Origin of the sequence: Roseimicrobium sp. ORNL1, assembly GCF_011044495.1 — a bacterium.
GTDB lineage: Bacteria > Verrucomicrobiota > Verrucomicrobiia > Verrucomicrobiales > Verrucomicrobiaceae > Roseimicrobium.
This window is the reverse complement of the sequence record NZ_CP049143.1, coordinates 2972915-2995682: the sequence shown is the minus strand read 5'-3', so window position 1 is coordinate 2995682 and position 22768 is coordinate 2972915. Positions and strand designations below refer to the sequence as shown.

Below are 22768 nucleotides of genomic sequence, written 5' to 3'. Positions count from 1 at the left end.
ACATCATCACCTCGGTATTTCCAGCGGCGCATTCATCGCCGCAGCCACTGCTGGTGAAGGAGGCGCCGGTGCTGGCGCTGTTCCATTCAGCGTGAGCAGACGCAGGATGGGGCCGCGGTTCTGCACCAGGTCCTCCAGCGTGTAGTGATCCAGCACATCCAGGAAAGCATCACGCGCCTCGTGAAACACGCCCTTCAAGCGGCACGTCGGAGAGATGCGGCACACATCCGTGGCAGGATTGAAGCACTCCGCCAGATTGAAGTGCGTCTCCGTCTGCCGGATGACGTCTCCCACACGGATCTCGTCCGGTTTCTTCCCCAGCTGGATGCCACCTGAGCGCCCTCGTCGGTTGTTGAGGAAACCGACCTTTCCGAGGTAGTGGACGATTTTGACGAGGTGGTGGTGAGAGATTCGGTACGCCTGCGCGAGTTCGCTCAGCGTCACCTTCTGGTTTTCCCGCGCGGCCGCGTAGATCAGCACCCGTAGCGAGTAGTCAGAAAAGCGGCTGAGTTCCATGGGTTGAGCATAAGATGGGGGTAAGATGCAGCTTTGAGCCCACCGGGCTTTCCACATGCACCTGGGAGGATGGGCCGACTGAAAGCACAGTTCGAGCCAAACCCCTCGCCATCTCATTCGCAATCACCCGGAATTGCTTTTCGCCACCGCGCGCGCTCCACAGATTTGCTAAGCGCGAGCCACTGAATCTCAAAGTCTGTCTTGGGATACGGAAAGGCATCCTCAGCCCAGTCCAGTCGCTGAAACGCGGACTGGCCGGACATCACCTCCAACGCCTCCTGATAATAGTTGTGGTCGTCCGTCTTGAAGAGGAATTCACCTCCCTCGCGCAGCACCTTGCGCAGGCCACCGAGGAACTCGGCGTCATTAAAAAGGCGGCGTCCGTGATGCTTCTTCTTCGGCCACGGGTCCGGGCACAGCACATGAATGCGCGTGGCCAGGTCCGCCGGCAGCAGCCAGCTGAGGGTGTAGGTGGTCTCCAGTCGGAGGACACGGACATTCTTCAGGCCGCGCTGCCGGATGCGCTTCGCTGTCTTCTCCACGCGTCCAAGGAGTCGCTCCACCCCGAGGAAGTTCCGCTCCGGATACAGCGCCGCCATTTCCACCAGGAAGGTGCCATCCCCGCTGCCCAAGTCCAGCTCCAGGGGCCGTTCCCACTCGGCAAAGATTTCCTGGGGTGTGAGTTCGCGGAAGTAATCGGCGGGGGTGAAGATCGGGGCGGCGAGTTCGGTCATGAAGGAAGCGGTCGGCACGAGAACAAAGGGCAAACCACAGCGGTAGGGCGGAGGCGGGAACCGTCAAGCATTTCGCTCGCTTCCCAAAGTAGCTGCTCGCTTCTCAGATGGATGCTTGCCCGTCGGACTACGCGGCCGGGTTATTTAGGACCCAGCCCCAAAAAAGTGAGCATCCCCCAGCACCCGTGCTGTCCAAGATTCGCTTTTAGCCAAGTTCCGTTAAGGAATTCCGGGATTATCACGTTCACCCTCGAAACTCATGCTCATTTTCGTGTTTACACCTCTTTAAGGTATCCGTTGTACTGAAGACTTTTGCCCCGCCTCCCGTTCACCAACCTATGAAACTGCCCTCCCTCAACTCCCGCAGCCACCTTCTGTCCCGACAATACCGACGCGCCCGCGCCCTGGGCTTCACCCTTGTCGAGCTCGTGCTCGTGCTCACCATCCTTGCCGTGCTCATGGGCGCCGCGATTTATCAGCTCAACAAGGGCGGCTTCTTCGACATGGCGGTGGACCAGCGCGTGCAGAGTGACATCAAGACCATCGGCATGTCCCTGGATGCCTACCGCATCAGTGCGGGACGTTACCCCACCACGGAGCAGGGCCTGGAGAAGCTGATGGAAAAGCCCAACAAGGACCGCGAACCCTTCCTCAAGGAACTCCCCGAAGACCCGTGGAAGCAGCCGTACAAGTACCGCAATCCCGCCACCAAGTCCAAGGACGGCTATGACGTCTACTCCATCGGCAAGGACGGCCAGGACAACACCGAGGACGATCTGGGCAACTGGAAGCCCGCGGAGCCCAAGTAATTAAATAGATAGAGAGCCGCCGCCCCTGCCAGTCAGTACGCGGCGGCAAAACCCTCCCCATGAACGCACAAAGCCACAGGCACAGCGCCCCGCATCGGTGGGGACGCCGCGTGGCGGCGTTCACGTTGATTGAGCTGGTCCTCGTGCTGACCATCCTGGCCGTGATCGCCGGCGCAGCGGTGCCCAGTGTCACCGGCATGATGCAGGAGGCGGAGGCACGCAAGCCTCTGGAGGACCTGGCCCGTCTCGCAAAGCGAACCCGCCTGCGCGCCATGGAGGAGAAGCGCCCCTACCAGATCGCCTTCACCAGCACTGGCTACACCGCCACCCGCTACCTCTCCCCCTACCTGCAGGCGGCGCAGATCGATGAGTTCATCCAGCGCTCCGAGCATGAGGCCGAGCAGAAGCAGGAAGCGGGACTCATCCAGGAAAACGGAGAGGCCACACCGGCCATCACCCCACCGCCAGCCTCCGCCTCCGGCACGGGCGCACCCCAGTCCGTTCCACCTCCGCATGTTTTCAAGGAATGGACAGAAAAACACTCCCTCCCCGAGGGCATGACCTGCAGCATCCAGTACTGGTACGAGCCGCAGGCCACCTCCGTTGAGGGCACCGAGGTGAAGCTCTGGGTGTTCCAACCCACCGGCATGGTCACGCCTCTGAAGGTGACCATGACGACTTCCGGCGGGACGGCTTATTCCGCCGATTTCAATGCCCTGACGGCGGACATCGTCAAAGAAACCTCGGAGTGATTCACTCATGATTCTGCCCAAGGGAGCACTACCACCAGCAGCAGCCCGACTTCCCGCTACGGTCACCCTCCGCGCGGGCAGGAGACGGGGCGGCTACCTGCTCCTGGAGTTGATCCTCGCCATGAGCATCTTCTCCCTCGCCGTGATGGGATTTGCGCAGACCCTGCACATGGCCCTGCAGACCACCGGCGTGCTGAACCGTGAGAATGACATCCGCATCGGCATGCGCTCCTTCTTGGAGGAGGTGCGCCGCAAGCCGCTGGCTGAGCTGACCCAAAGCTACACGGACGAGCGTCTTGGTGTGACCTTCAACAGCGCAGCTGAGGAACTTACCCTGAAGGATCGCAACGGCACCGTGCTCAAGGATCTGCACAAGCTGATCGTCACCGCGACCTATACCGCCAGTGGTGAGAGCCATTCGGAAGCGCTGGAAGTGTGGGTCTACAAGACTGCTACCGAAGGAAGGAGCGGACAGCAACAGCAGCAATGAGAACCCGGCATTCGCAGTCCGAAGTCGAGGTCCGGAGGGCGCCGCGCTTCACGACCTCCGCCTTCACCCTCATGGAGGTCATCCTCTCGCTGTCCCTGCTGGCTCTGCTGTCCGGCATGGTCTTCGGCATTGTGCGGGTCTCGATGACCACGGCCATGGAGACGCGCCAGGTCCAGCTCGAGAACGATGAGCTGAACCGCTTCATCTCGCTCTGCCGGCACTCTTTCCAAAGCCTGCCGTCCACCGCCATCCTCACGCTGAAGATCACGGATACCTCCCAGCCCATCAAGCAGGAGCTCACGATGAGCGGCGCGCCGGATGCCTTCTCCTTCGGCCTGAATCCGATGTCGTATAATGATACCATCATCGGCACACGCCCCGACTATGCCGCGACGGAGGCCGCAGAGTCAGGACAGCAGCTTTACTACCTGGCTCTCAGCCGGAAGGATATCATCCCCAAGGACCCCGACACAGGAGATGTCGTGGCCCAGACCAGTGGTGAAGGCGTGGCCGCACCGGATGACCTGGGGCGCTACTGGATGCCACTCATGCAAAATGTGAGCTCACTGACGTGGCGCTTCTACAAAGTAGATGACGACACCTGGGTGGAGGAATGGGACAGCACGAATCTGCCGCAACTGGTGGAGATGAACCTTCTCCTTGCCGAGCGCACCCTGCCCATCCGCGTCGTCTTCGCCCTGCCCACGGTGAAGCTTGCCGGGGCGAATCCCGCCCTGCGTCCGCAGACGACAACCTCCAGCACCAGCGACCAGGGCGGCGGCGGCGGTGGTGGAAACAATGGAGGCCGCGGCGGCAACAATCAGGACGGTGGACGGGGCCGCGGTGATGGCGGCGATCGTGGCCGTGGTAGTGACGGCGGCGGTCGCGGTGGAGATGGGCGTGGACGTGGAGGTCCGGGTGGCCCTGGTGGACCCGATGGTGGCGGTCGCGGCCCAGGTGGTGGTGGCCCCGGCGGCGGCCAAGGTCAAGGTCAGGGCCAGGGGAATTTTGGCGGCGGCGCGCAACCTCGTGGCGGTGGCGGTGGTTCTACAGGTGCGCCATCGGGCGGCGGAGGCGGCGGTGGTGGCGGCGGCAGGTAGGCATTCATTTAGATGGGTTTGCGGATGAAAAGGAACAGAGAAGGCAGCAGCGCAGGTGGTACGGAGGCCGGAGAGGCCGGGTCCGTCTGTGCGGTTGTGCCCGCGTCTGATTCCATGTCCTCGTGCCCTGGAAGCCTGTCCAAGGAGGGGCGACTTCAGTCGCCCGATTCCTCGCGCCCCGAGCGCGAGTCAACGGCGGCTAAAGCCGCCGCTCCTTGGGGTGAGCAGCGCAGTTTGCGTTTTCTTTCACACCATCGCCGGTCACGCCGTGAGGGTGGTTATGCACTCATCCTCGTGCTGGCCGCCATCGGCCTCATGACCTTCACCGTCATCCCGCTGGTGAACTACCTGAATGACAGCGTCGATGACAACGGCCTGGAGTCCCTGCGCTTCCGCGCCCTGCACCTTGCCGAGTGCGGCATTGCCGTTGGATTGCATCCCCAGATACGCCCGGGTGACCCGGTGCTGCAGCAGACCGTGGGAGAGGACAGCGGATTCTCCGTCACCATTTCCTCCGAAGGTGCGCGCATCCCCATCAACTACATCACCGACTCCCGTTACCGGGAGATCATCTACAATCTTTTCATCCTCTGGCAGCTCAGTCCTCAGGAAGCCGAAACCGCCGTGGATGGTCTCGCGGACTGGGTGGACACGGACAGCCAGATGCGGACCTACGGCGGCGAGTCCGACTATTACAAGGAGCGCGGCTATTCCGACTTCCCCCGAAACAAGGGCTTCGGCTCACTGGATGAAATGATCCTCGCGAAGGGCATGGACGCCGTGGAGCGCATGAAGCCCGACTGGAGAAACTACTTCAGCACCTATGGCGACGGCTACATCGACCTGAACTACGCCCCGCAGGAGATTCTCATGGCCGTGGCAGATGTGGAGGAAAATGCCGCGCAGTCCCTCATCCGTGAGCGCAGCGGTGCGGACGGCATTCCCAACACGGAGGACGACAAAAAGCTGAGCCTCAACCAGGCCACCCAATTGCTGGGCATGGACGGCCAGCAGGCCACGTCCCTCAACAGCCTTCTCACCGCAGACCACCTCACCCGCCGGGTGGAAAGTGTGGGAAGAATCGGCGAATCCACGTACAAGGTGGTGGTGATTGCCCGACGTCAGGACGATGGATCCTTGAATTACCTCGCCCGATTTGAAGAATGATGATGATCTGAAACGAACGCATGAGTGCCAGCGCCGCCAGTTTTCTCCTTCCTGATACCGAGCCTTCGTGGAGGCTCTGGCGTTCCCTTGCGTCCACGAAGGCGGAGCCCGTGAGTTCGCCGGCGGAGTTCCGGGAACAATCGCGCCCCATCGTGGTAGGCCTGCCTGCCACCGCGTGCCGCACCATCGGCCTCATGCTCCCCACGGTGGATACCACGTTGCTCCCCTCAATGGTGGAAGCCCAGCTCGAGCGTCGCGGCATTCACGTGGAGAAAACTCCCACGCCGAATTTCGCATGGCATCTCCTGGGTCAGAGTCAGGGACAGTCCTTCGTGAGCGTGGATGTGCTGGCGCACCCCTTCCCCGGGGATCTGGCCGTGCCTCATGCGGTGAACTACACCGCCGCGCTCCGTCTTGTCACCCTGCCTGCGAACAACCTGTGCATCGTGGAGGAGCTCGGCCTTCTCGTGCTCGTGGCAAACTTCCAGGGCCGCCTGTGGCACAGCCACGTGACCGGTTTCGCGGAGATGCCCGTGCAGGATCTCGCCCGCGAACTCGATCTGGCCCGGCTCACCCTGGAGTCACAGGAAGGATTCGGCGTGGTGCGCGGCGTGACCCTCGCAGGTGAGCGTCCCGCAGCGCTGGCCACGGAGTTGCGCAAGTACATCAGCATGCCGATTGAAGTCGCGGGTCCTCCGGGAGCGAATCGTGGCCTGGATCTGAAGGCGCTGCCGAAGCTGCTGCCCGTCTCGGTATTCACCGCGCAGGCGAATCGTGAATCCCGCCGCCGTCTCGTCTCCGTGGGCATGCTCACCATGGTGCTGTATGCCATCCTCTTCGCCCTTGGCTGGTGGCACCTGCAGTCCCTGAAGGCAGAGGCTGCGGATTTGGAAGCGCGTGCCAGCGGTCTCCGCGAACCGGCGGAGCGTGTGCGCACCTCTTTTGAACGTTGGCGCGCCCTGGAGCCTGCCGTGGAGAAGCAGCGCTACCCCATGATGCAGCTCAGCCACGTGACGAGCATCATGCCGCCCAGCGGCATCGTCATCAAACGCTTCTCGGCCAAGCCCACTGAAATCGAACTGCGCGGTGACGCACGTGACCTGCAGACTGCCGCCCAGTTCCTGGAAGACCTCAAGAAGCATCCCAAGCTCGACCGCTTCCATTGGGAGATGCCCACCCCCGACATCAAGAACAAGATCGCCTCCTTCCGCATCACCGGCAAGATGGACAGCGGCACGTGATGCTCCTTCCAGTCTCTTTTTGATCCATTTTTCCAATATCCCATTTTTCCAACCCTCCTTTGAAACGCACCTTCAATTCCCGCGAAAAGCGGCTGCTCATCATCTGCCTCTCCACGATTTTCCTCGTGGGGAATTTCATGGCGGTGCGCGAATTCCTGGGCCGCCGCAAGGAACTCGCCACCAAGCTGGATGACATGAAGCGGCAGGAAACCTCCAACCGCCTGATTCTCCAGGATGGACCGCGCATGGAGAAACTCAGTGCCTGGCTGGACAAGTCCATGCCCTACACGAACTCCGCCGGCAAGGCGCAGGGCCAGCTCCTCGATGACCTGCGGAACTCAGCGCTCGACATGGGACTGAAGACGGAGAACGAAAATCCGCTGGAGTCGCTGGAGCTCTCCCACCACAACGAAGTCTCCGTGAGCCTGCGCGTGCGCGGAGCCCAGGAGGTGGTGATTGGCTGGCTGCTCACCCTGCAGTCGCCGGAGAAGTTCACCGCCATCAAATCCGTCGAGCTGGAACTGGACACCCGCTCACGTGAGAAAACCCCGCAGGCCCAGTGCAACATCACCGTGGCACGCTGGTTCAATCCGCAACCGCCGCCCGGGTATCAGGAGCCCACACCTGCCCCAGCCCCCGCCCCGGCGGCTGTGCCTGCTGAAAACTCCAATCCGCTCGAGCTCACCACCCCGCTCGACGGCATCCCCCTCGCCCCGTCCTAATTTCCATCCAAGCCATGAAGCCTACCACCACCGCCCGTGCGCTTCTGCTGCTGCTGTGTGCATCCGCAACCAGCGCGACCGCACAGCAAGCCACCCCGGGACAGGACCCGGATCTGCCACAGCGCGTGGACCCCACGGAGATCGCGCCGCTCGTGGCCTCTTCTCCCTTCACGCGCTCTCTCAATCTTTCTGACTCACTCGTTCTCACCGGCATCGCCTACATCGAGGGCAAGCCAGTGGTGACCGTGATGAACAAGGAAACCAAGGAAAGCCACGTGGTAGGTGAGATCCCCAACGCCCAAGGATGGAAGCTCGCAGAAACCAGCGCGACCGTGAAGCTCAACCGCACCCAGGCAAAGCTCATGATTGGCACGGAGATCGTGACCGTGCGCTACAGTGAGGAACAACTCACCCCGGAAGCGATGAAAAAAGGCGGCTATCGCCCCGGTGGCGGTGACGGCAGGGGCGACGAACACCGTGACCGTGGCGGCGACGGCCCGCGGCGTGAATACCCCCGCCCCAGCGAAGAGGATCGCCAGCGCTTCATGGCCATGTCAGAGGACGCCCGAAGGAAGTTCATGGATACCCTGCGCGAGAATGGTGAAAAATTGCGCATGGCCTCTCCTGAGGAACGCTCCGCTTTTATCAAGAGCGTCAGAGACAAGGTGGAAGCCGAAGACAAACAAGGCAAGCGCTGAAGCTTTCCGCACGTTTCCACGTTCATCCGATCCTGCATCACTCCCAACGCATCAACCTCCTTCGCTCCTCCCGCTTTCTCATGCATTGCCTCCCCCCCCTCGCTGCTCCTGTAGTACGTACCCGCCCCCCTTTTTACCTGCCTCTGGTGATGCTGATGGGAACGCTGGCGTGCAGTGGCAGCAGCGCCCTCCACGCGCAGATTCGCGGCACCACCCTGAAGCCGGATACCACGACCAGCCCGCGTGAGTTCCGCCCGCTGGCGAACATGCCTGCCGAGCAGCGCCTGCCCATGGATCCCCTCGTGGCGCAGGCAGCGCCGCAGCCCACGCAGCAACCCTCCTCTCCCACCGCGCCCCAGCCCGGCGGTCCGGGAGGTCCAGGTGGCCCCGGCGGTTTCGGCAGAGGCGGCTTTGGACGCTCTGCGGGCAGCAGCACGGAGGAACTTTTCCGCATCGATGGCGACAAGGTCTCTCTGCAGTTCCCGAACAACACCATCAGCGACATCCTCGGCATCTATGAGCGCCTGACGAACAAGACACTGGTCAAGGACACCACCATCTTCGAAGGACAGACCATCAGCCTCGTGACCCCGGTGCCGGTGGACAAGGCGGAGGCCATCAAGCTCATCGAAGCCGCGCTGCTCACCAACGGCTATGCCATCGTCGCGGATCCGGACGGCAAGAGCTCCCGCATCCTCTCCACACGCACCACCACCGCCACCAGCGGCGCGCAGTTCTCCCAGGGGGTGAAGTTCTACCAGAGCGCCAATGACCTGCCGAACAACGAGACCATCGTGAGCTACTTCATGGGCCTCACGAATCTGGATCCCGCGGAAGCCGCCACCATGCTGGGTGGTCACGTGGGCCTGAATCCCTACGGCCGCATCACCCCGGTGCTCAGCCCTCCCGGACTGCTCATCACGGAAAACGCGAACATCGTAAAGCAGCTCGTCGCCATTCGTGAAGTGATCGATACCCCGGGCGCGGCCAGTTCCCTGGTCACGAAATTTGTCCTGCTGAAGTACGCAGATGCCGCCACCGTGGCGCAGATTGTACAGGCCACCTTGAACGCGCAGGCGCAGGACAAGGAGGCGAAAGGCATCACCACCATTCGCGGCCAGGGCACGTCTCAGGGAGGTGGCGACAACAATCGCCCCCAGCAGCCCCAGCAGCAGAGCAACAACAATAACAACAACCAGCAAGGCCAAAACCGTCGTGTGCAGGCCACCTCCCAGGTGATTGCGGATACGCGGCTCAACCAGGTCCTCGTGGTCGCGGAACCGGACGAGTACGCGTATGTCGTAAGCCTCATCGCCGAGTTCGACAAGCCGGTGGATGTGCCCACAGCCTACGAACGCAAGCTGAAAAACGTCTTCTCCGTGGATGTGCTCTCCGTGCTGGCGGACATGCTGCGTGAACCGGTGGGCGGCGCTACGCAGCTTCCTGGCGGCGGCACGGTCTCGGCGCAGCAGCAGCAGCTCATCACCAGCAGCAATCAGTTCCTCACCGGCGCCTCGGGAGCCCAGCAGCGTGGGGGCACCTTCAACGCGAGTGCCGCCAGCACCGCCACCACCGGCACCACCGGAGGGGTGACCTCCCGCCCGGACCTCCTCCTTGAATCCGAGGAACAAACCGCGCCTGTCTCTGTACTCATCAACAAGACCCGCCTTATCGCGGACCCGCTGGCAAACAGCATCATCGTTATCGGACCGAAGGAGAATCAGGACAAGGTGGACATGCTGCTCGACAAGCTCGATCGCAAGTCTCCGCAGGTCTACCTCGCCACCGTCATCGGCCAGCTCACGTTGGGGGATGGCTACCAGTTCGGCGTCAATTACCTGCAACGCTTCACCCAGACAGGGTCCAACAGCGGCGTGGCCAGTGCACTCATCACGCGTGAGGACATCATCTCGAACAACAACGTGGCCGACATGACGAACAACCTGATCACGACGGCCATCGCAAACAGCCAGGGCTTCAACCTGTATGGACAGATCGGTGAGTCGGTCGATGTCTTCGTCTCCGCGCTGGAAACCACGAATGACTTCAAGGTGCTGTCCCGCCCGAGTGTCTTTGCGCAGAACAACCGCCGCGCCATGATCACCAGCGGTCAGCAGATTCCCGTTCCCTCCCAGACACTGACCAACGCCTCCTCACAGAACGCAGCCAACCAGGGCAACGTCACCACCACCATCGAGTACAAGGACGTGGTGCTGAAGCTGGAAGTCATCCCGCTCATCAATCCGGATGGCGATGTCACCCTGCGCATCGCCCAGGTGAACGACACCGTGATCGGCAATCAGATCGTGGGAGAGAACGACGTGCCCATCATCGGCACCGAGCAGCTCACCACCACCGTGACCGTGCCCACGGGCAACACGATTGTGATCGGCGGTCTGATTTCCGAGCAGAACAAGACGGACACGCAGGGCATCCCTGTCCTCAGCCGCATCCCCGGCCTGGGCCGTCTCTTCAAGGAGGACGTCACCAGCAAGCAGCGCAAGGAGCTGATTGTCTTCATCCAGCCTGTGGTGGTGACGGATGACTTCGCCGTGCGCAAGGCCAGCAAGCAGGAAGACCTGCGCACCAAGGTCGCTGAAAATGCCTACCATGCCTTCCCCCAGACTGTGGTGCCCAAGGCCGTGGCCGTGCCGGACCCCGATCCGCCCCTGAAGCGCAAGTGGTACGAAATCTTCAAGAAGACCGAAGGCATTCCCAGCTCTCCGCCGCCCCCGCCCAAGAACGGGACGGGCACGACAACCACGGAGACGAGGACGTATTTCCCGCGTACAAAGTAGGAGAAAAGGCCCGAAGTTTTCGGTGGGCAAGCATGAAGTCGGTGGATAGTCTCGAAGACTGCCACCGATGCGTGCATGCCATGAAGACGTCCTACTTGCCGGGGAGAATTGCCCTCACGACTATTGCTTCTTTGGCACTCGCACCTGTTCGTGCGTTTGCCGACATTAGTTTTGAGAACGAACCACCTTCGCCCGTGGATATTTGGAATGACTTTATTGGATTGATTGTCTGTTCGATTTTCATCCTCATCGCCGCAGCAGTCATCGCGTGGATCTGCTGGTGGGGAGTCCGGGCGAGACGCCTCCATTCTGGGTCGTGAAATCCGTCGCCTTCTGAGATGCAATTGCAGCAGATCGATCATGTCGCCCTCCGGTGCGCCTCGCCGGAAGCGACGAAGGCGTGGTATGTCGCCACGCTTGGGTTCGAGCACGTCTTTCCGGGCCAGTGGTCTGGCAGTCCCATCATGCTGCGCCTGGGCTCGACCTACCTCACGCTCTTTCCCCAGAAGGAGAATGAGCCTCCTGCACGCAACGGCCAGGCATGGCACCTCGCCTTCCGGGCTGCGACCTATGCAGACTTCCAATCAGCGCAGGCAGAACTTCAGGCGAAGGGTGTCTCGTTCCAGTTTCAAGACCACGAGATTTCCCACTCGATCTACTTCTTTGATCCGGACGGGTTCTTATTGGAGATCACCACGTATGATGTGGTGAGTGATGTGCGGGGGTCGGCATGTGCTGAATAGCGACGCATCTGTCGCGTCATCATTGCAGTGTTGTGCGCGGGTTGAGCATCCCAAAAAATGGGTGTGGTCGCGTACGTGGGATTCAACACAGAGACGCCGAGACACAGAGGGCACAGAGACTGAGGAAATACAGGTTCCCTCGTGCCCTGAGAGTCCAATCAGTCCCAGCCTCAGTCTCCGAAGTTTTCTCTGCGCCTCTGTGTCTCTGTGTTGAATCCCATGCAGCCTGCCACACCCAGGATTCATGGGCGCGTCGCCCGCCACAACACCTCACACCTACCCCACTGCCGTCCATCTTCCCCGACCCATTCGATTCAAGAGTGTAGCTCACCCCTCGCTCCTCACCTCGAATGTCAGCCACCAAGACAGCCTCTCACAAACGGACCAAGCCCCCCACAAAAGCCCACTCGTCCTCACACCCCAGGTTCGCCCGCCCGGGCGAAGGCCGATGGTCCACTATTCGCTGGGGCAGGCTTTCCATCCGCGGCTGGGTAGAGCTGCTCGCCATCTTTCTCGCGTTGGTGGTCCTGTACTCCATCCTCTTCGTACGGCGGCAGCACATCGAGTACCGGCCCGCGCACACCTTCTCGGTTCATGATCCGGCCTTCTTCGGCTCAGCCCACGCAGCGGCCAATCCCGTGCCCATCGAGGGCAATCGCATCACGCTGCTGCACAATGGCAATGGCATCTTCCCGGTGATGCAGGAGTCCATTCGCGGAGCGAAGAAGACGATCAACTTCGAGGCCTTCCTCTTCCACTCCGGCGAAGTCGGCAACCAATTCATCGATGCCCTGATCGAGCGCGCCCAACACGGCGTGGAAGTGCGCGTGCTGCTGGATGGCATCGGCTCCGGCACGGATCTGGAAAACAGCGACGTGCAGAAGCTGAAGGATGGCGGCTGCAAATTCGCCTACTACCACCCCACTCGTGCGTTGCGCGTGGACCGCCTCAACCGCCGCAGCCACCGCCGTGTGCTGGTGGTCGATGGCAAGGTCGCCTTCACCGGTGGCGCAGGCTTTGCCGACGAATGGCAGGGCGACGGCGCGAAGCCGGATAACTGGCGCGAAGTGCACGCCAAATTGGAAGGCCCCATGGTGGCACAACTCCAGAGCGCCTTCCAACAACACTGGCTCTCCGAGACCGGAGAAATGCTCTCCGGCGCAGGCCACTTCCCTCCCCTCGAACGCGCCGGTGATCTCAAGGTGCAGGTGACCACCTCGGATGAGTTCACCGTGGCCGCGCTACCTTTGATTCAGGCGGTGGCCATCGCGGCTGCGGAAAAGACCATCTACATCACCAATCCCTACTGCACGCCCACCGATGAGCAGGTCTATCTCCTCGGCGAAGCCGTGAAGCGCGGGGTGGACGTGAAGATGATCCTCCCCGGCCAGCACAACGACCAGCCCGCCACCAAGGCCGCCGGCCGCGGCAGCTACGGCAAACTGCTGGAAGCCGGCGTGAAGCTCTATGAATTCAAACCCACCATGATCCACTCCAAGACCATGGTGGTGGACGGCATGTTCTCCATGTTCGGCACCTCCAACCTCGACGCCCGCTCTTCACTCATCAACGAAGAGATCGACGTGACCGTCTACGACGCCAGCTTCGGCGCCGAGATGGATCGCGTTTTCCGCGAAGACCTCAAGAATTGCCAGGAATACAAGCTGGAGGACTTCAAGAAGCGGTCGGTGAAGGAACGCCTGACCGAGTGGCTGGTGTATCCGTTTCACTCGCAGTTGTAGCTCCGTGAAGGGTGGCGGGAGCCGGTGGAGAGAATCGTCTCTTTCCACATTGCGTTTTAGGCGACCCCTGTGTTAGACACCTCCCGTGCCCAAAACATCCCCCATGAAAGCACCGCTTCTCCTCGCCGCTCTCTCAGGACTGTCGCTCGCAAGCTGCTCGACTCCTGCCCCTGTCCGTCCTCCTCAGCTCGCCGGCCAGGAGGTGCCCGATGAGAACATCGTCATCGATTTCACCAAGCGGTACAATCTGGTGTGCGATGACGGGACAGGATCGAGAACCTACCAATCCTGCCGTGTTCTCGGTTACACGGGCGACACGGTTCGCGATGCGGATGGCTCGATGAAGTCGGGCTACGGTCACTTCGGACGCTGGCTCGCGGTACAGCTTCCAGGAGGACGCCGTGTTTTCATGTCTCCGAGCAGCATCAACTTCCTCGAAGAAGCACAGTGAGGAGCGGGGTCAGACCTTGGCGTCACTCCACCCACTTCCACACCGCCACGACCAGCACCGCCACGCCAAAGGCGAGCAGCAAAAGCCCGGGAAAGCCGCGGAGTTGGTTGGAAGCCATGAGGGGTGTCTTGTGGTCCTGAATATTAACAAACACAAAATGTGGGGAAAGAGACGGAGAGTTATCACAATTTGTTTGACACTCCAAAAGAAACCCCTACTGTCGCGCTCCCCATTTTTAGACAAACGACGAGACCTGTATAGCAACCGAATAAGACATGAAAACCTTTTCTGCCAAGGCCCAAGAAGTGGAGCGCAAGTGGTGGGTCATTGATGCCGCTGACCAAGTGGTGGGCCGTGTGGCTGTGAACGCAGCGAATATCCTTCGCGGCAAGAACAAGCCCATCTTTACCACCCACGTTGACACCGGCGATAACGTCATCATCGTGAACGCAGAGAAGGCCGTTTTCACGGGTAAGAAAGAGACGGACAAGACCTACACCTCCTTCTCCGGTTACGTCGGCGGCCACAAGTCCACCAACCCCGAGCGCATGCGCCAGAAGCATCCCGAGCGCATCCTTGAGAAGGCCATCTTCGGCATGATCCCGCACAACCGTCTCGGCAGCGCGGTCCTTCGCAAGCTCCACGTGTACGCTGGCAGCAGCCATCCTCATGAGGCCCAGCAGCCGCAGGCTTACAAGCTGGTCTAATCTCCCGAACACGACTGACCAGCACTGATTCCCTTCTGATATGAGCATCACTTCCTTCGACGCCGTCGGCCGACGCAAGACCTCGATTGCCCGCGTGTTCCTCCGCCCCGGCACTGGCAATGTCACGGTGAACAACCGGACCCTTGATGAGTATTTCCCCACCGTCACCCTGCAGAACCAGCTTCTGGCTCCCCTGCACGTGACCAGCAACGCCCAGAACTTTGACGTGAAGGTCACCGCTACCGGCGGCGGCGTTACCGGCCAGGTGGGCGCCATCCGCATGGGCCTCGCCCGCGCGCTTTGCCTTGCCAACCCTGAGAACCGCCCGGTCCTCAAGGAGAACGGCATGCTGACCCGCGACTCCCGTATGAAGGAGCGTAAAAAGCCCGGTCAGCCCGGCGCCCGCAAGCGCTTCCAGTTCTCCAAGCGCTAAGCGCGAGCTTCCTCCTTCGAACGAATTCAAGAAAGCACCAGACGATGTCTGGTGCTTTCTTGCGTTTCAGGGTTCTATGTTCACTTCAGTCTTGCATTGCGCCTAGCTAAGTCTGATATTTCGCGTCAGGCAATCACCGTGGAATTTCTTCGTCCTATGGCCTTCCCAGGTGAACTGAGTGTTTATTGGTGAGGCACGTCGGCTGAAGCGTTTAAATCATGAGTTCCGTCCCGAACGTCATCCACTTCAACTGCCAGTCCTGCGGCATGCTTCTGACAGTGCCCAAGGAGCTGGCGGGTGTCACGGGACCATGTCCCCATTGTGGGACCACCATCACGTCCCCCACCGAGACTGCGTCGGCATCGCTACCGGGTCCCTCGTGGCCCATGGCGCAAAATGCCGCCACCGCTGCGGCCACAGCCACTGCCGCAACGGAGACCTTACCGCAGCCCGAGCTTCCGTCCGCGCCTGCGCCCGTCCCTATTCCGGCGTATCCGGCACCCACGTATCCGTTGGCCCCTCCTGCACCGGGGCTGATGGAGCGGCCAGCCAGTACCAGTCCGCACTCCTCACCCAGCTCGACTTGGGAGGCGTCCAATCCGCCCCAGGCTTCCCCGCTGCCACCCGCTGTGGGAGGGGGCGTGCTGAATCGTGCCTGGCCACCCGTGGCCACTGATTCGACGCCTGGAGCCCCCCCGTCCTCCGGGTCTTCCGTGATGGAAAGCGTGCTGCAGATGCCCGGGGTACATCCGGCCCCAGTCGGCCAGCCCGTCTACCCCCCAGCCGCATCCAACGCTCCACTTCCCCGTAACACCACGCATGCAGCCTCAGCGCAGCGCAAGGCTCCGCAGGGTGCCTCCTCTGGTCGCAAGGCTCCCACAGTGCTCGCCCTCGTCGTGACGCTGCTGGCGCTCGGAGGGGCGGCATGGTTCTTCCGCAATCAACTGACTGAGGCGTGGAAAACTTTAACCACTACCCGCAAAGCGGAAGCGGCGGCGCTTGAGTTTCAGCCCGCGGCCCCCGTACCGGACGAGCCTGCGACCGCTCCTACCGCGCCCGAGACGCCTGCAGCAGCCCCAGGAAATCAGCCCGCTCCCTCTTCTGTTCCCGCACCGTCCGGCGCAGCGAGCTTGGGCAGCGATGCCACCACCCCTGCACCGGAAACACCACCTTCCTCAGGTGCTGCGCCTTCTCCTTCCTCTACTCCTACCCCTGGCTCCAAGCCAGAAGAGCAGGTCCAGCGGCCCAGTGGCATGACAAGCAGTAGCGGCGGTGCGCAGCCTGAATCTTCGCCCGCGCCCGGCACACCTGTGAGCGACGCCAGCACAGCGCCGAGCGCCACACCGCCCCCACCCGCTCCTCCTGCTCCTGCTCCGAACATTGCAGAAGCACCCAGCCGGACAACTCCAGCCCCACAGAACAACAACTCTACCGCACCGGAGATCTCGCCGCCCATGCGTGCTCCCGCTCCCTCGCCGGCTCCGGTACGCGAGACTCTTTACGAGGATGTGTCTGAGGAGGTCCAGCCAGCCCTGGACGCGCTGAAACGATTCCTCGCCGCCCCAACGTGGGAAGAGCGCCTGCAGGTGGTGCAGGGAGCCGAGATCATCAAGCCGCGTATGCAGAGCTACTACGCTGCCACGCCCTACACCCCGCTGTACGTCGGCAAGGTCAATCTCATTCGCCATGACAAGACATCCCAGAACGGGCCGCCCCTGTGCATCTTCGAGATTGAAGGCGGCGACCTGAAGCGTCCCGTGCCGGTCATGGTGGAAGAGGCCGTGGAAGGCTGGAAGGTGGACTGGGTGACCTTCACCGAGTTCAAGGACAACTTCCTCGCCCGCTTCATGGAGAGTCCGAAGGAAGGCCCCAAACGCTTCCACGTGCTGGTACGGCGCACGCACTACTTCGACGACAATGTGCCCGAACTGGACAAGAAGATCTGCATGGAAGTGCAGGCCCCCATGCCTCCCTACGTTGGCAGCGTCTTCGCCAGGAGAGGCACCCCGCTCGCAAACATCCTGGATCGCTATCTCGGCTGGCAGGTGGATCAAGCCGCCGTAGTGGTGGAGCTGGAATGGCGCCGTGAAGGTGACAAGCAATGGGTGGAACTCACCAACCTGCCCCAGTTCAACTGGAGGAATGCCATCGCTGACGAAGTGAGTCCGCCTCCGAGTAGCCCGCCCACGCCCCCGGTGGCCGTACCGGCGCAGTAGTTGGTGGCAGCGAGGCAACTCAACGTAGCTCGCGTTAGCGAAGCCCGACGAAGGAGGAATCCCTTCGCGAGTAGAAGCAGCCCAAGAGACAGCCATTCATTGGCTACCTTATACCATCAACGGTTGAAAACGGGTCTTTGTGCAGAAAGCGACGGCCTGGGCAAAGGAGCGTGGACACTCTTGTCCGCTGCCCCTGACGCACGCCCCTCTTTCATCTGGCAGGCAAGGCCACATTCCACCAGCTACTCAAGAAGCGTCACCAGTAGCTTTCACATCAAGGATGCCGCTGCGCAAGAGAACGGCGGACAAGAGTGTCCACGCTCCTTTGAAATGCCCGGCACTTCACCTTGGAATGGAACGGCCTCTCATACCAAGACATGATTTCAACTCTTCTCGGTATTATACTAAAAAAGTGGCTCACGCGGAGTTCCGCGCAAGCCACCCATGAGGTGCCTGTAGCACCTTCCAAACACACTCGCGAAGGGATTCCTCCTTCGTCGGGCTTCGCTAACGCGAGCTACGTTGCCTTACGACTCCGCCGCCTCAATCGCTTCGGTCTCGTACGGCTCGTCGAGATTCACGTCAGCCACCGCTTCGTCAGGGGCGACTTTGCCGCTCTTGAACTGGAGGTGGTACAGGCGCTGGTAGAGATCACAACGCTGCAAGAGCTCATCGTGCGAGCCCATGTCGATCACCTCGCCGTGTTCCATCACAACGATCTGGTTGGCATGCAGGATCGTGGAGAGACGGTGGGCAATGGCGATGACCGTGCGACCCTCAATCAGGTTGTTGATGGCCTCCTGAATGATCTTCTCCCCTTCGGAGTCCATGGCCGACATGGCCTCATCCAGCAGAAGGATGGGCGCATCACGCAGGATGGCACGCGCGATGGTGATGCGCTGTCTCTGCCCACCGGAGAGCTTGCTGCCGGTGTCGCCGCACATCGTGTCATACTTCTGCTCTTGCAGCAGGATAAACTCATGCGCATGCGCCTTGGTGGCGGCCTCGATGATTTCCTCCTTCGTGGCGTCCAGCCTGCCGTAGCGGATGTTCTCCTCGATGGTATCGTGGAAGAGGAAGGTGTCCTGACTCACCACGCCGATGTTATCGCGGAGCGAGTCCTGCGTCACACGGCGGATGTCATGACCATCGAGCGTGATGTAGCCCTTATCCGGATCATAGAACCGGAGCAGCAGGGAGAAGAGCGTGCTCTTGCCGCTGCCGCTGGGGCCGACCAGCGCGTAGAAGTTCCCCGGCTTGAGGTCCAGGGTGATGTTCTGCACGGCAGGACGATCGGTGGCCTTCTTGAAGCCGCCCTTCTTCTTGTCCGCCTTCTTGTAGGTGAAGGAGACGTTGTTCAGCTTCAGCTCGCCGCGCACGCGCGGGAGCTTCTCGGCATCCGGCACATCTTCGATGTCCGGCTTCATCTCCATGATCTCGAAGAGGCTGGTGGTGGCCACCACGGTCTTCTGCATGAGAAGCTGGATGCGGCTCAGCGCCTTCGCGTGCGGGTAGATCTGCGTGAGCGCCATGCAGATGATGAGGAACGTCTGCGCCTCAATGCCCCGCTGCCATGCATAGACCAGACCGGCGGCAATGCCCAGCGCGGCCACGGCTTCCACGATGGGGCCGATGATTTCCAGCGCCTTGCTCCATCGCATGATGAGCTCCTGCATCTTCTTCGCTGCGTGGTCGAAGCGGCCCATCTCATACTTTTCACGCGCATGGGACTTCACGAGGCGGATGCCGGCAAAGGTCTCGTGCATGGTCACCATGATGCGACCCGCCTCTTCTTCTTCCTTCGCACCGGCCTTGCGCACCTTGCGCCCCACGGCCATCACCGGACCGATGCAGAGCGGGAACACGATCAGCGAGCTGATGGTGAAGAACGGCTCGTAAATCAACAGCGTAACAAAGATGGAGATGATGGCTACTGGCCGCTGGATAATGTCCTGGGCCAGTGTCACCACATTCTGCTGGGCGATGCGCGCCTGGTTGAAGACGATCTGGATCAGTTCACCCGTCTTCGCGCGCGAGTAGAAGCCAATCGACTGCCGCAGCAGTGAGGCAAAGGTATCATTGCGCAGGTCATACAGCACCTGGTTACCCACCCACAGAAGGCAGTAGTTTGAGAAATAGGTGAGCATGCCGCGGGTGAAGAGCAGCAGGGGTATGAGAGCCGCGAAAAAGATGACGACCGGAAGAGTGACCTTCCTCGGCAGTTCAGGGTGGGCCGCTCCATGCTTGGCCGCACCATGCGATTCCGCGACAGCGGGTGTCGTGGCGGTAGCATTCGTGGCGGGGGTTTGAGACTCTGCAGCAGGTGTGCTGGTGACGGGAGGCGCTGTACCAGAAGCAGACGGAGCCGGTGATGTGGCGCCCTCCTTGGCCGCAGCCTTCTCCTTGGCCTTCTGGTCCATGCTATGAAGGAATGGCAGATGCTTCACCACCCACTCCGTGGGATCCACCTCTCCCAAAAAAGGTATTTTCTGCGTGTGGCTCGCAGAACCCGGCAGCGCCACAGTGAAGATGATCTGGAAACCCACGATCATCACCGCATTGAAGAGTCCGGACAGGACGCCGAAAACGGCTCCCGTGGCGAAGCGCCCCTTGTAGGGCTTCATGTAACCGAAGAGCTTGCCGTAGGCGATGAACGCAATGCGTATCACTTCCCGCCCGCTCATTTCAGAGAGCTGTTTGCGACTGACTTTTTTGATTTGTGACATTCGGTATATTGCGGCGCGGGTGCGAAGCATCCCACGGGCCGTTCAGGAATCAACCAATTAGAGAATCCAGCGAGGTTGTCACCCGTGCGGTCGGAATGTCCGCCATGCTCCCCTTTTTCATCTTGGGGGCAAAGGTTTGCACAGGGTTCTCGCTGAAAGGCGTAAGCACGCGCGCCTGGGGGTGGCGCGCTCTCCACTGGTATGGGTTGGTAGGACCAAAAAGCGCCACCTGCGGCTTCGCAAACAGGGACGCCAGATGCATGGCCATGCTATCCACGCCGGCGATGACACGGCAGTCGCGTATGACTGCGGCCAGCTCGGTCAGGGGAAGTTTGCCAGTCAAGTCGGCATATGGCACATGCAAAAGGGAACGAAGATGATCCAGGTGCGGCTTCTCCAGGCCATCGCCGCTGCCCGTGAGGACAATCTTCAAATGTTGGTGATCGTGCAGATGGCGCGCGACTTCCGCCCAGCGCTCGTCCGGCCAGAACTTTTCCTCCCGGGCGGTGCCGATGTGCAGGATGGCGTACGGCTCGTGCTCGCCCACGCCTGACTCGGCCAGCTTTTCCCGCGCACTGGCAGTCGTGCCGTCAGGAATGCTGAAGGGTGACTTCTCGGATGCGCGAACCTCATGCCCGAGCAACGTGCCAACGAGCGCGAGATGGAAGTCCACCGTGTGCAGTTCACGCACCGAGGCATCACACGTCTCAGTGAAGGCCATGCTGCGCAGACCACGCGTGAACTTGCTGTAGCCGATGCGCCGCTTCGCGCGTGAAAGCTGCGCGATGAGCGCACTGCGATCCGTGCCCGTGAAATCCAGACACGCTGCCCACTCACCCGCGATCGTGGAGGCCCACGTCTCCAGATTCACACGCCCTGCGGTGTACGGAATCACCCGCTGCACCGGCGCCAGGCACCGCGCCAGGTCCGCCACTCCCGAAGGCACCAGCATCACCAGCTCCGCACCCGGCATGGCCTCATGCAACGCCTGCGCGGCTGGCGCAGTGAGGATGAAGTCACCGATGCGCTTGAGCTGGATGAGGAGGATGCGGGACACGGAGGAAGGGAGGAGTTCTCAGTAAACAGTGATCAGTATTCAGTGAGGAGTGAGTGGTAAGTAGCGGCCGGCGGTTGGTATGTGGCTGATAGAAGATAGAAGAACGAGTGACGGAATTAGCACAAAACGCTGTCGACTCATTCGTCCCGGAGGGACGTTGGCTGGTAGCCGGTGGTGAAGGGAACACCCTGCCGCGCAAGCGGCACGTTTAGACGCGAAAGCGCAAGCCGTGAAGCCTGAGGAACGAAGGCAATCTGGACGACCGCAACCACCGGATCAGCAGAGAAAATCAAAGCGTCCCGGAAGGCACGCCGGATCATCGGGAACGGAGCGGATAGCATCAAAGCCTTCACTTCATCAGTTGCATCGCCTTCGCATACCCGGCGAGCACACGCTCGCGGTAGTCATCCCAGGTAAATTTCTGCTCCACCAGACGACGGGCGTTTCTGCCCATGCTCTGGAAAGTTTCGCGGTGGGTGTGGGCATACTCCATGGCCACGGCGAGGGCGTCGGCATCGTTTGGCGGAATCATGATGCCGGTATTGCCACCGATGATCGCATCGCCAGACTCGCGCGTGGCGATGAGCGGCAGGCCGCAGGCAGCGGCTTCGAGGGTCGCCTTAGCAAAACCTTCGCACTCGGTGGGGAACGCGAATACAGAGCTGCGGCGTAGTTCCTCGGACACGTTCTTGGTGAAGCCCAGGAGCTTCACGCTGGGAGTGGAGAACTCCTGAAGCGCCGGCTTGATTTCTTTGTGCACACTTCCCACAAGAAGGAGTTCCGCATTGGGCAGATTGAGTTTCTTCCAGGCCTCCAGCAGGAGGTGCACGCCTTTACGTTTGATGAGTGCACCCACGAAGATCACACGGAAGATCTCCGGTGGCTGCTCGGCCACTTGATAGCGCCCCACGTCCACGCCGCGGCCCACGTAGTGCAGTTTGCTTTCGGGAATGCCGGCCGCGAGGAAGGTTTCCTTGGACCGTTGTGAAGGCATGAAAAGCAGCGTGGCCAGATCATACTCGGCGAGCTGCTGCTGGCGGGTCACGTGCAGATGCTTGCGCCAGTCCTTCCAACCGCGATCCGCCAGGCGGGCTTCGCGTTCCTTCTTCGTTTCGTTCGGCTTGGCGACGCCCTTGTTGCGATGCCACGTGGGCACATCCATCACGGAAGGGATCCCGCGCATCTTGGCCTCCACGAGCGAGCGGAAACACTCACCGCTCCAGCCGTGGAAGAAATCATAGCCGCCGCGCTCCAGTTCACGAGCCGCCAGCTTGTCCAGGGTTTGCTTCTTTGCCGCGTAGTAGTCCCGGCTCCCCAAAGCGGAGAGAAGGCGCACGGGATGGTACTGGAGTGACCGGATATGCCCGGAGGCAATCTCCTTCTGGCGGTTCGGGTAGCACAACGCCTTCTTCAGGAACCCCTTGCGCCACGAGGCCAGCACTCCCTCCAGCGAGGTCGAATCCAGTCCGGAGCCCCCCAATCCTGCGCTGGTGGCGTACAGCAGGGCATGGGGCTGCAAGGACACAGCCTCCTGCGGCTGCGTAGTGGGACGGTCGGGTGGTGAAGCGAACAAGGAAGTGGGGAGGGTACAGGAAAGCGAATCCCGGGCGGGATGCAAGCTGGGAGAAAGGGAGAACGGCCGAAGGAGCGAGGGGCTCGGATGCAA

At 61.2% G+C, this 22768-nt stretch carries 22 protein-coding genes; 16 read left to right on the top strand and 6 right to left on the bottom strand.

Annotated features, from left to right (window positions below; genetic code table 11):
* Nucleotides 1–6: 6 nt before the first annotated feature.
* Nucleotides 7–516, bottom strand: a complete 510-nt coding sequence (locus G5S37_RS12135; RefSeq protein WP_165204178.1) for an Rrf2 family transcriptional regulator — start codon at nucleotides 514–516, stop codon at nucleotides 7–9.
* Nucleotides 517–629: 113 nt separating this feature from the next.
* Nucleotides 630–1268, bottom strand: a complete 639-nt coding sequence (trmB, locus tag G5S37_RS12130) for a tRNA (guanosine(46)-N7)-methyltransferase TrmB (protein WP_240914854.1) — start codon at nucleotides 1266–1268, stop codon at nucleotides 630–632.
* 320 nt (nucleotides 1269–1588) lie between these two features.
* Here trmB and gspG point away from each other — a divergent pair, with 320 nt between their 5' ends.
* The 15 genes from gspG (at nucleotide 1589) to rpsI (ending at nucleotide 15103) form a co-directional block, all read left to right on the top strand.
* The gene (gspG, locus tag G5S37_RS12125; protein WP_165204173.1) at nucleotides 1589–2059 is read left to right on the top strand and encodes a type II secretion system major pseudopilin GspG; all 471 of its coding nucleotides are present in this window, start codon (nucleotides 1589–1591) and stop codon (nucleotides 2057–2059) included.
* Nucleotides 2060–2118: 59 nt separating this feature from the next.
* Nucleotides 2119–2811 carry a type II secretion system protein gene (locus G5S37_RS12120; protein WP_165204170.1) on the top strand — a complete coding sequence of 231 codons (693 nt, stop codon included), beginning with the start codon at nucleotides 2119–2121 and terminating at the stop codon, nucleotides 2809–2811.
* Between the two features lie 7 nt (nucleotides 2812–2818).
* Nucleotides 2819–3301, top strand: coding sequence for a hypothetical protein (locus G5S37_RS12115; protein WP_165204167.1), 483 nt, complete (start codon nucleotides 2819–2821; stop codon nucleotides 3299–3301).
* Nucleotides 3298–4401: a hypothetical protein gene (locus tag G5S37_RS32305; RefSeq protein WP_206026416.1), complete on the top strand. Its 1104-nt coding sequence runs from the start codon at nucleotides 3298–3300 to the stop codon at nucleotides 4399–4401. The genes G5S37_RS12115 and G5S37_RS32305 overlap by 4 nt, the downstream gene beginning before the upstream one ends.
* A gap of 114 nt (nucleotides 4402–4515) precedes the next feature.
* Entirely contained in the window at nucleotides 4516–5568 is a 1053-nt protein-coding gene (locus tag G5S37_RS12105) for a type II secretion system protein GspK (protein ID WP_165204164.1), read from the top strand.
* A 20-nt stretch (nucleotides 5569–5588) separates the two neighbouring features.
* Nucleotides 5589–6809, top strand: a complete 1221-nt coding sequence (locus G5S37_RS12100) for a hypothetical protein (protein WP_165204161.1) — start codon at nucleotides 5589–5591, stop codon at nucleotides 6807–6809.
* A gap of 59 nt (nucleotides 6810–6868) precedes the next feature.
* Nucleotides 6869–7531 (top strand): hypothetical protein, encoded by a 663-nt coding sequence (locus tag G5S37_RS12095; RefSeq protein WP_165204158.1) that lies wholly within the window; start codon nucleotides 6869–6871, stop codon nucleotides 7529–7531.
* Between the two features lie 14 nt (nucleotides 7532–7545).
* Nucleotides 7546–8229: a hypothetical protein gene (locus G5S37_RS12090; protein WP_165204155.1), complete on the top strand. Its 684-nt coding sequence runs from the start codon at nucleotides 7546–7548 to the stop codon at nucleotides 8227–8229.
* A gap of 80 nt (nucleotides 8230–8309) precedes the next feature.
* Complete coding sequence (locus G5S37_RS12085) at nucleotides 8310–11027, top strand: secretin N-terminal domain-containing protein (protein WP_165204153.1); 2718 nt, start codon at nucleotides 8310–8312, stop codon at nucleotides 11025–11027.
* Between the two features lie 80 nt (nucleotides 11028–11107).
* Nucleotides 11108–11347 (top strand): hypothetical protein, encoded by a 240-nt coding sequence (locus tag G5S37_RS12080; RefSeq protein WP_165204150.1) that lies wholly within the window; start codon nucleotides 11108–11110, stop codon nucleotides 11345–11347.
* A gap of 18 nt (nucleotides 11348–11365) precedes the next feature.
* Nucleotides 11366–11770 (top strand): VOC family protein, encoded by a 405-nt coding sequence (locus G5S37_RS12075; protein WP_165204147.1) that lies wholly within the window; start codon nucleotides 11366–11368, stop codon nucleotides 11768–11770.
* A gap of 350 nt (nucleotides 11771–12120) precedes the next feature.
* Nucleotides 12121–13512 (top strand): phospholipase D-like domain-containing protein, encoded by a 1392-nt coding sequence (locus G5S37_RS12070; RefSeq protein ID WP_165204144.1) that lies wholly within the window; start codon nucleotides 12121–12123, stop codon nucleotides 13510–13512.
* Nucleotides 13513–13615: 103 nt separating this feature from the next.
* The gene (locus G5S37_RS12065) at nucleotides 13616–13963 is read left to right on the top strand and encodes a hypothetical protein (protein WP_165204141.1); all 348 of its coding nucleotides are present in this window, start codon (nucleotides 13616–13618) and stop codon (nucleotides 13961–13963) included.
* Nucleotides 13964–14238: 275 nt separating this feature from the next.
* Complete coding sequence (gene rplM / locus G5S37_RS12060; protein ID WP_165204138.1) at nucleotides 14239–14670, top strand: 50S ribosomal protein L13; 432 nt, start codon at nucleotides 14239–14241, stop codon at nucleotides 14668–14670.
* Between the two features lie 40 nt (nucleotides 14671–14710).
* Nucleotides 14711–15103, top strand: a complete 393-nt coding sequence (gene rpsI / locus G5S37_RS12055) for a 30S ribosomal protein S9 (RefSeq protein WP_206026415.1) — start codon at nucleotides 14711–14713, stop codon at nucleotides 15101–15103.
* A 211-nt stretch (nucleotides 15104–15314) separates the two neighbouring features.
* Here rpsI and G5S37_RS12050 read toward each other — a convergent pair whose 3' ends face one another.
* Nucleotides 15315–15701: a hypothetical protein gene (locus G5S37_RS12050; protein WP_165204135.1), complete on the bottom strand. Its 387-nt coding sequence runs from the start codon at nucleotides 15699–15701 to the stop codon at nucleotides 15315–15317.
* Nucleotides 15702–15819: 118 nt separating this feature from the next.
* Here G5S37_RS12050 and G5S37_RS12045 point away from each other — a divergent pair, with 118 nt between their 5' ends.
* Nucleotides 15820–17319 carry a hypothetical protein gene (locus G5S37_RS12045; protein WP_165204132.1) on the top strand — a complete coding sequence of 500 codons (1500 nt, stop codon included), beginning with the start codon at nucleotides 15820–15822 and terminating at the stop codon, nucleotides 17317–17319.
* Nucleotides 17320–17846: 527 nt separating this feature from the next.
* Here G5S37_RS12045 and G5S37_RS12040 read toward each other — a convergent pair.
* The 3 genes from G5S37_RS12040 to G5S37_RS12030 form a co-directional block, all read right to left on the bottom strand.
* Entirely contained in the window at nucleotides 17847–19988 is a 2142-nt protein-coding gene (locus tag G5S37_RS12040; RefSeq protein ID WP_206026414.1) for an ABC transporter ATP-binding protein, read from the bottom strand.
* A gap of 106 nt (nucleotides 19989–20094) precedes the next feature.
* Entirely contained in the window at nucleotides 20095–21102 is a 1008-nt protein-coding gene (locus tag G5S37_RS12035) for a glycosyltransferase family 9 protein (RefSeq protein ID WP_165204127.1), read from the bottom strand.
* Between the two features lie 349 nt (nucleotides 21103–21451).
* Entirely contained in the window at nucleotides 21452–22675 is a 1224-nt protein-coding gene (locus G5S37_RS12030; protein WP_165204124.1) for a glycosyltransferase, read from the bottom strand.
* Nucleotides 22676–22768: the final 93 nt, after the last annotated feature.

Coding starts and splice junctions, on each gene's coding strand:
- G5S37_RS12135 (WP_165204178.1), bottom strand. CDS start 516: ATGGAACTCAGCCGCTTTTCTGACTACTCGCTACGGGTGCTGATCTAC.
- gspG (WP_165204173.1), top strand. CDS start 1,589: ATGAAACTGCCCTCCCTCAACTCCCGCAGCCACCTTCTGTCCCGACAA.
- G5S37_RS12120 (WP_165204170.1), top strand. CDS start 2,119: ATGAACGCACAAAGCCACAGGCACAGCGCCCCGCATCGGTGGGGACGC.
- G5S37_RS12115 (WP_165204167.1), top strand. CDS start 2,819: ATGATTCTGCCCAAGGGAGCACTACCACCAGCAGCAGCCCGACTTCCC.
- G5S37_RS32305 (WP_206026416.1), top strand. CDS start 3,298: ATGAGAACCCGGCATTCGCAGTCCGAAGTCGAGGTCCGGAGGGCGCCG.
- G5S37_RS12105 (WP_165204164.1), top strand. CDS start 4,516: ATGTCCTCGTGCCCTGGAAGCCTGTCCAAGGAGGGGCGACTTCAGTCG.
- G5S37_RS12100 (WP_165204161.1), top strand. CDS start 5,589: ATGAGTGCCAGCGCCGCCAGTTTTCTCCTTCCTGATACCGAGCCTTCG.
- G5S37_RS12090 (WP_165204155.1), top strand. CDS start 7,546: ATGAAGCCTACCACCACCGCCCGTGCGCTTCTGCTGCTGCTGTGTGCA.
- G5S37_RS12085 (WP_165204153.1), top strand. CDS start 8,310: ATGCATTGCCTCCCCCCCCTCGCTGCTCCTGTAGTACGTACCCGCCCC.
- G5S37_RS12080 (WP_165204150.1), top strand. CDS start 11,108: ATGAAGACGTCCTACTTGCCGGGGAGAATTGCCCTCACGACTATTGCT.
- G5S37_RS12075 (WP_165204147.1), top strand. CDS start 11,366: ATGCAATTGCAGCAGATCGATCATGTCGCCCTCCGGTGCGCCTCGCCG.
- G5S37_RS12070 (WP_165204144.1), top strand. CDS start 12,121: ATGTCAGCCACCAAGACAGCCTCTCACAAACGGACCAAGCCCCCCACA.
- G5S37_RS12065 (WP_165204141.1), top strand. CDS start 13,616: ATGAAAGCACCGCTTCTCCTCGCCGCTCTCTCAGGACTGTCGCTCGCA.
- rplM (WP_165204138.1), top strand. CDS start 14,239: ATGAAAACCTTTTCTGCCAAGGCCCAAGAAGTGGAGCGCAAGTGGTGG.
- rpsI (WP_206026415.1), top strand. CDS start 14,711: ATGAGCATCACTTCCTTCGACGCCGTCGGCCGACGCAAGACCTCGATT.
- G5S37_RS12045 (WP_165204132.1), top strand. CDS start 15,820: ATGGAAAGCGTGCTGCAGATGCCCGGGGTACATCCGGCCCCAGTCGGC.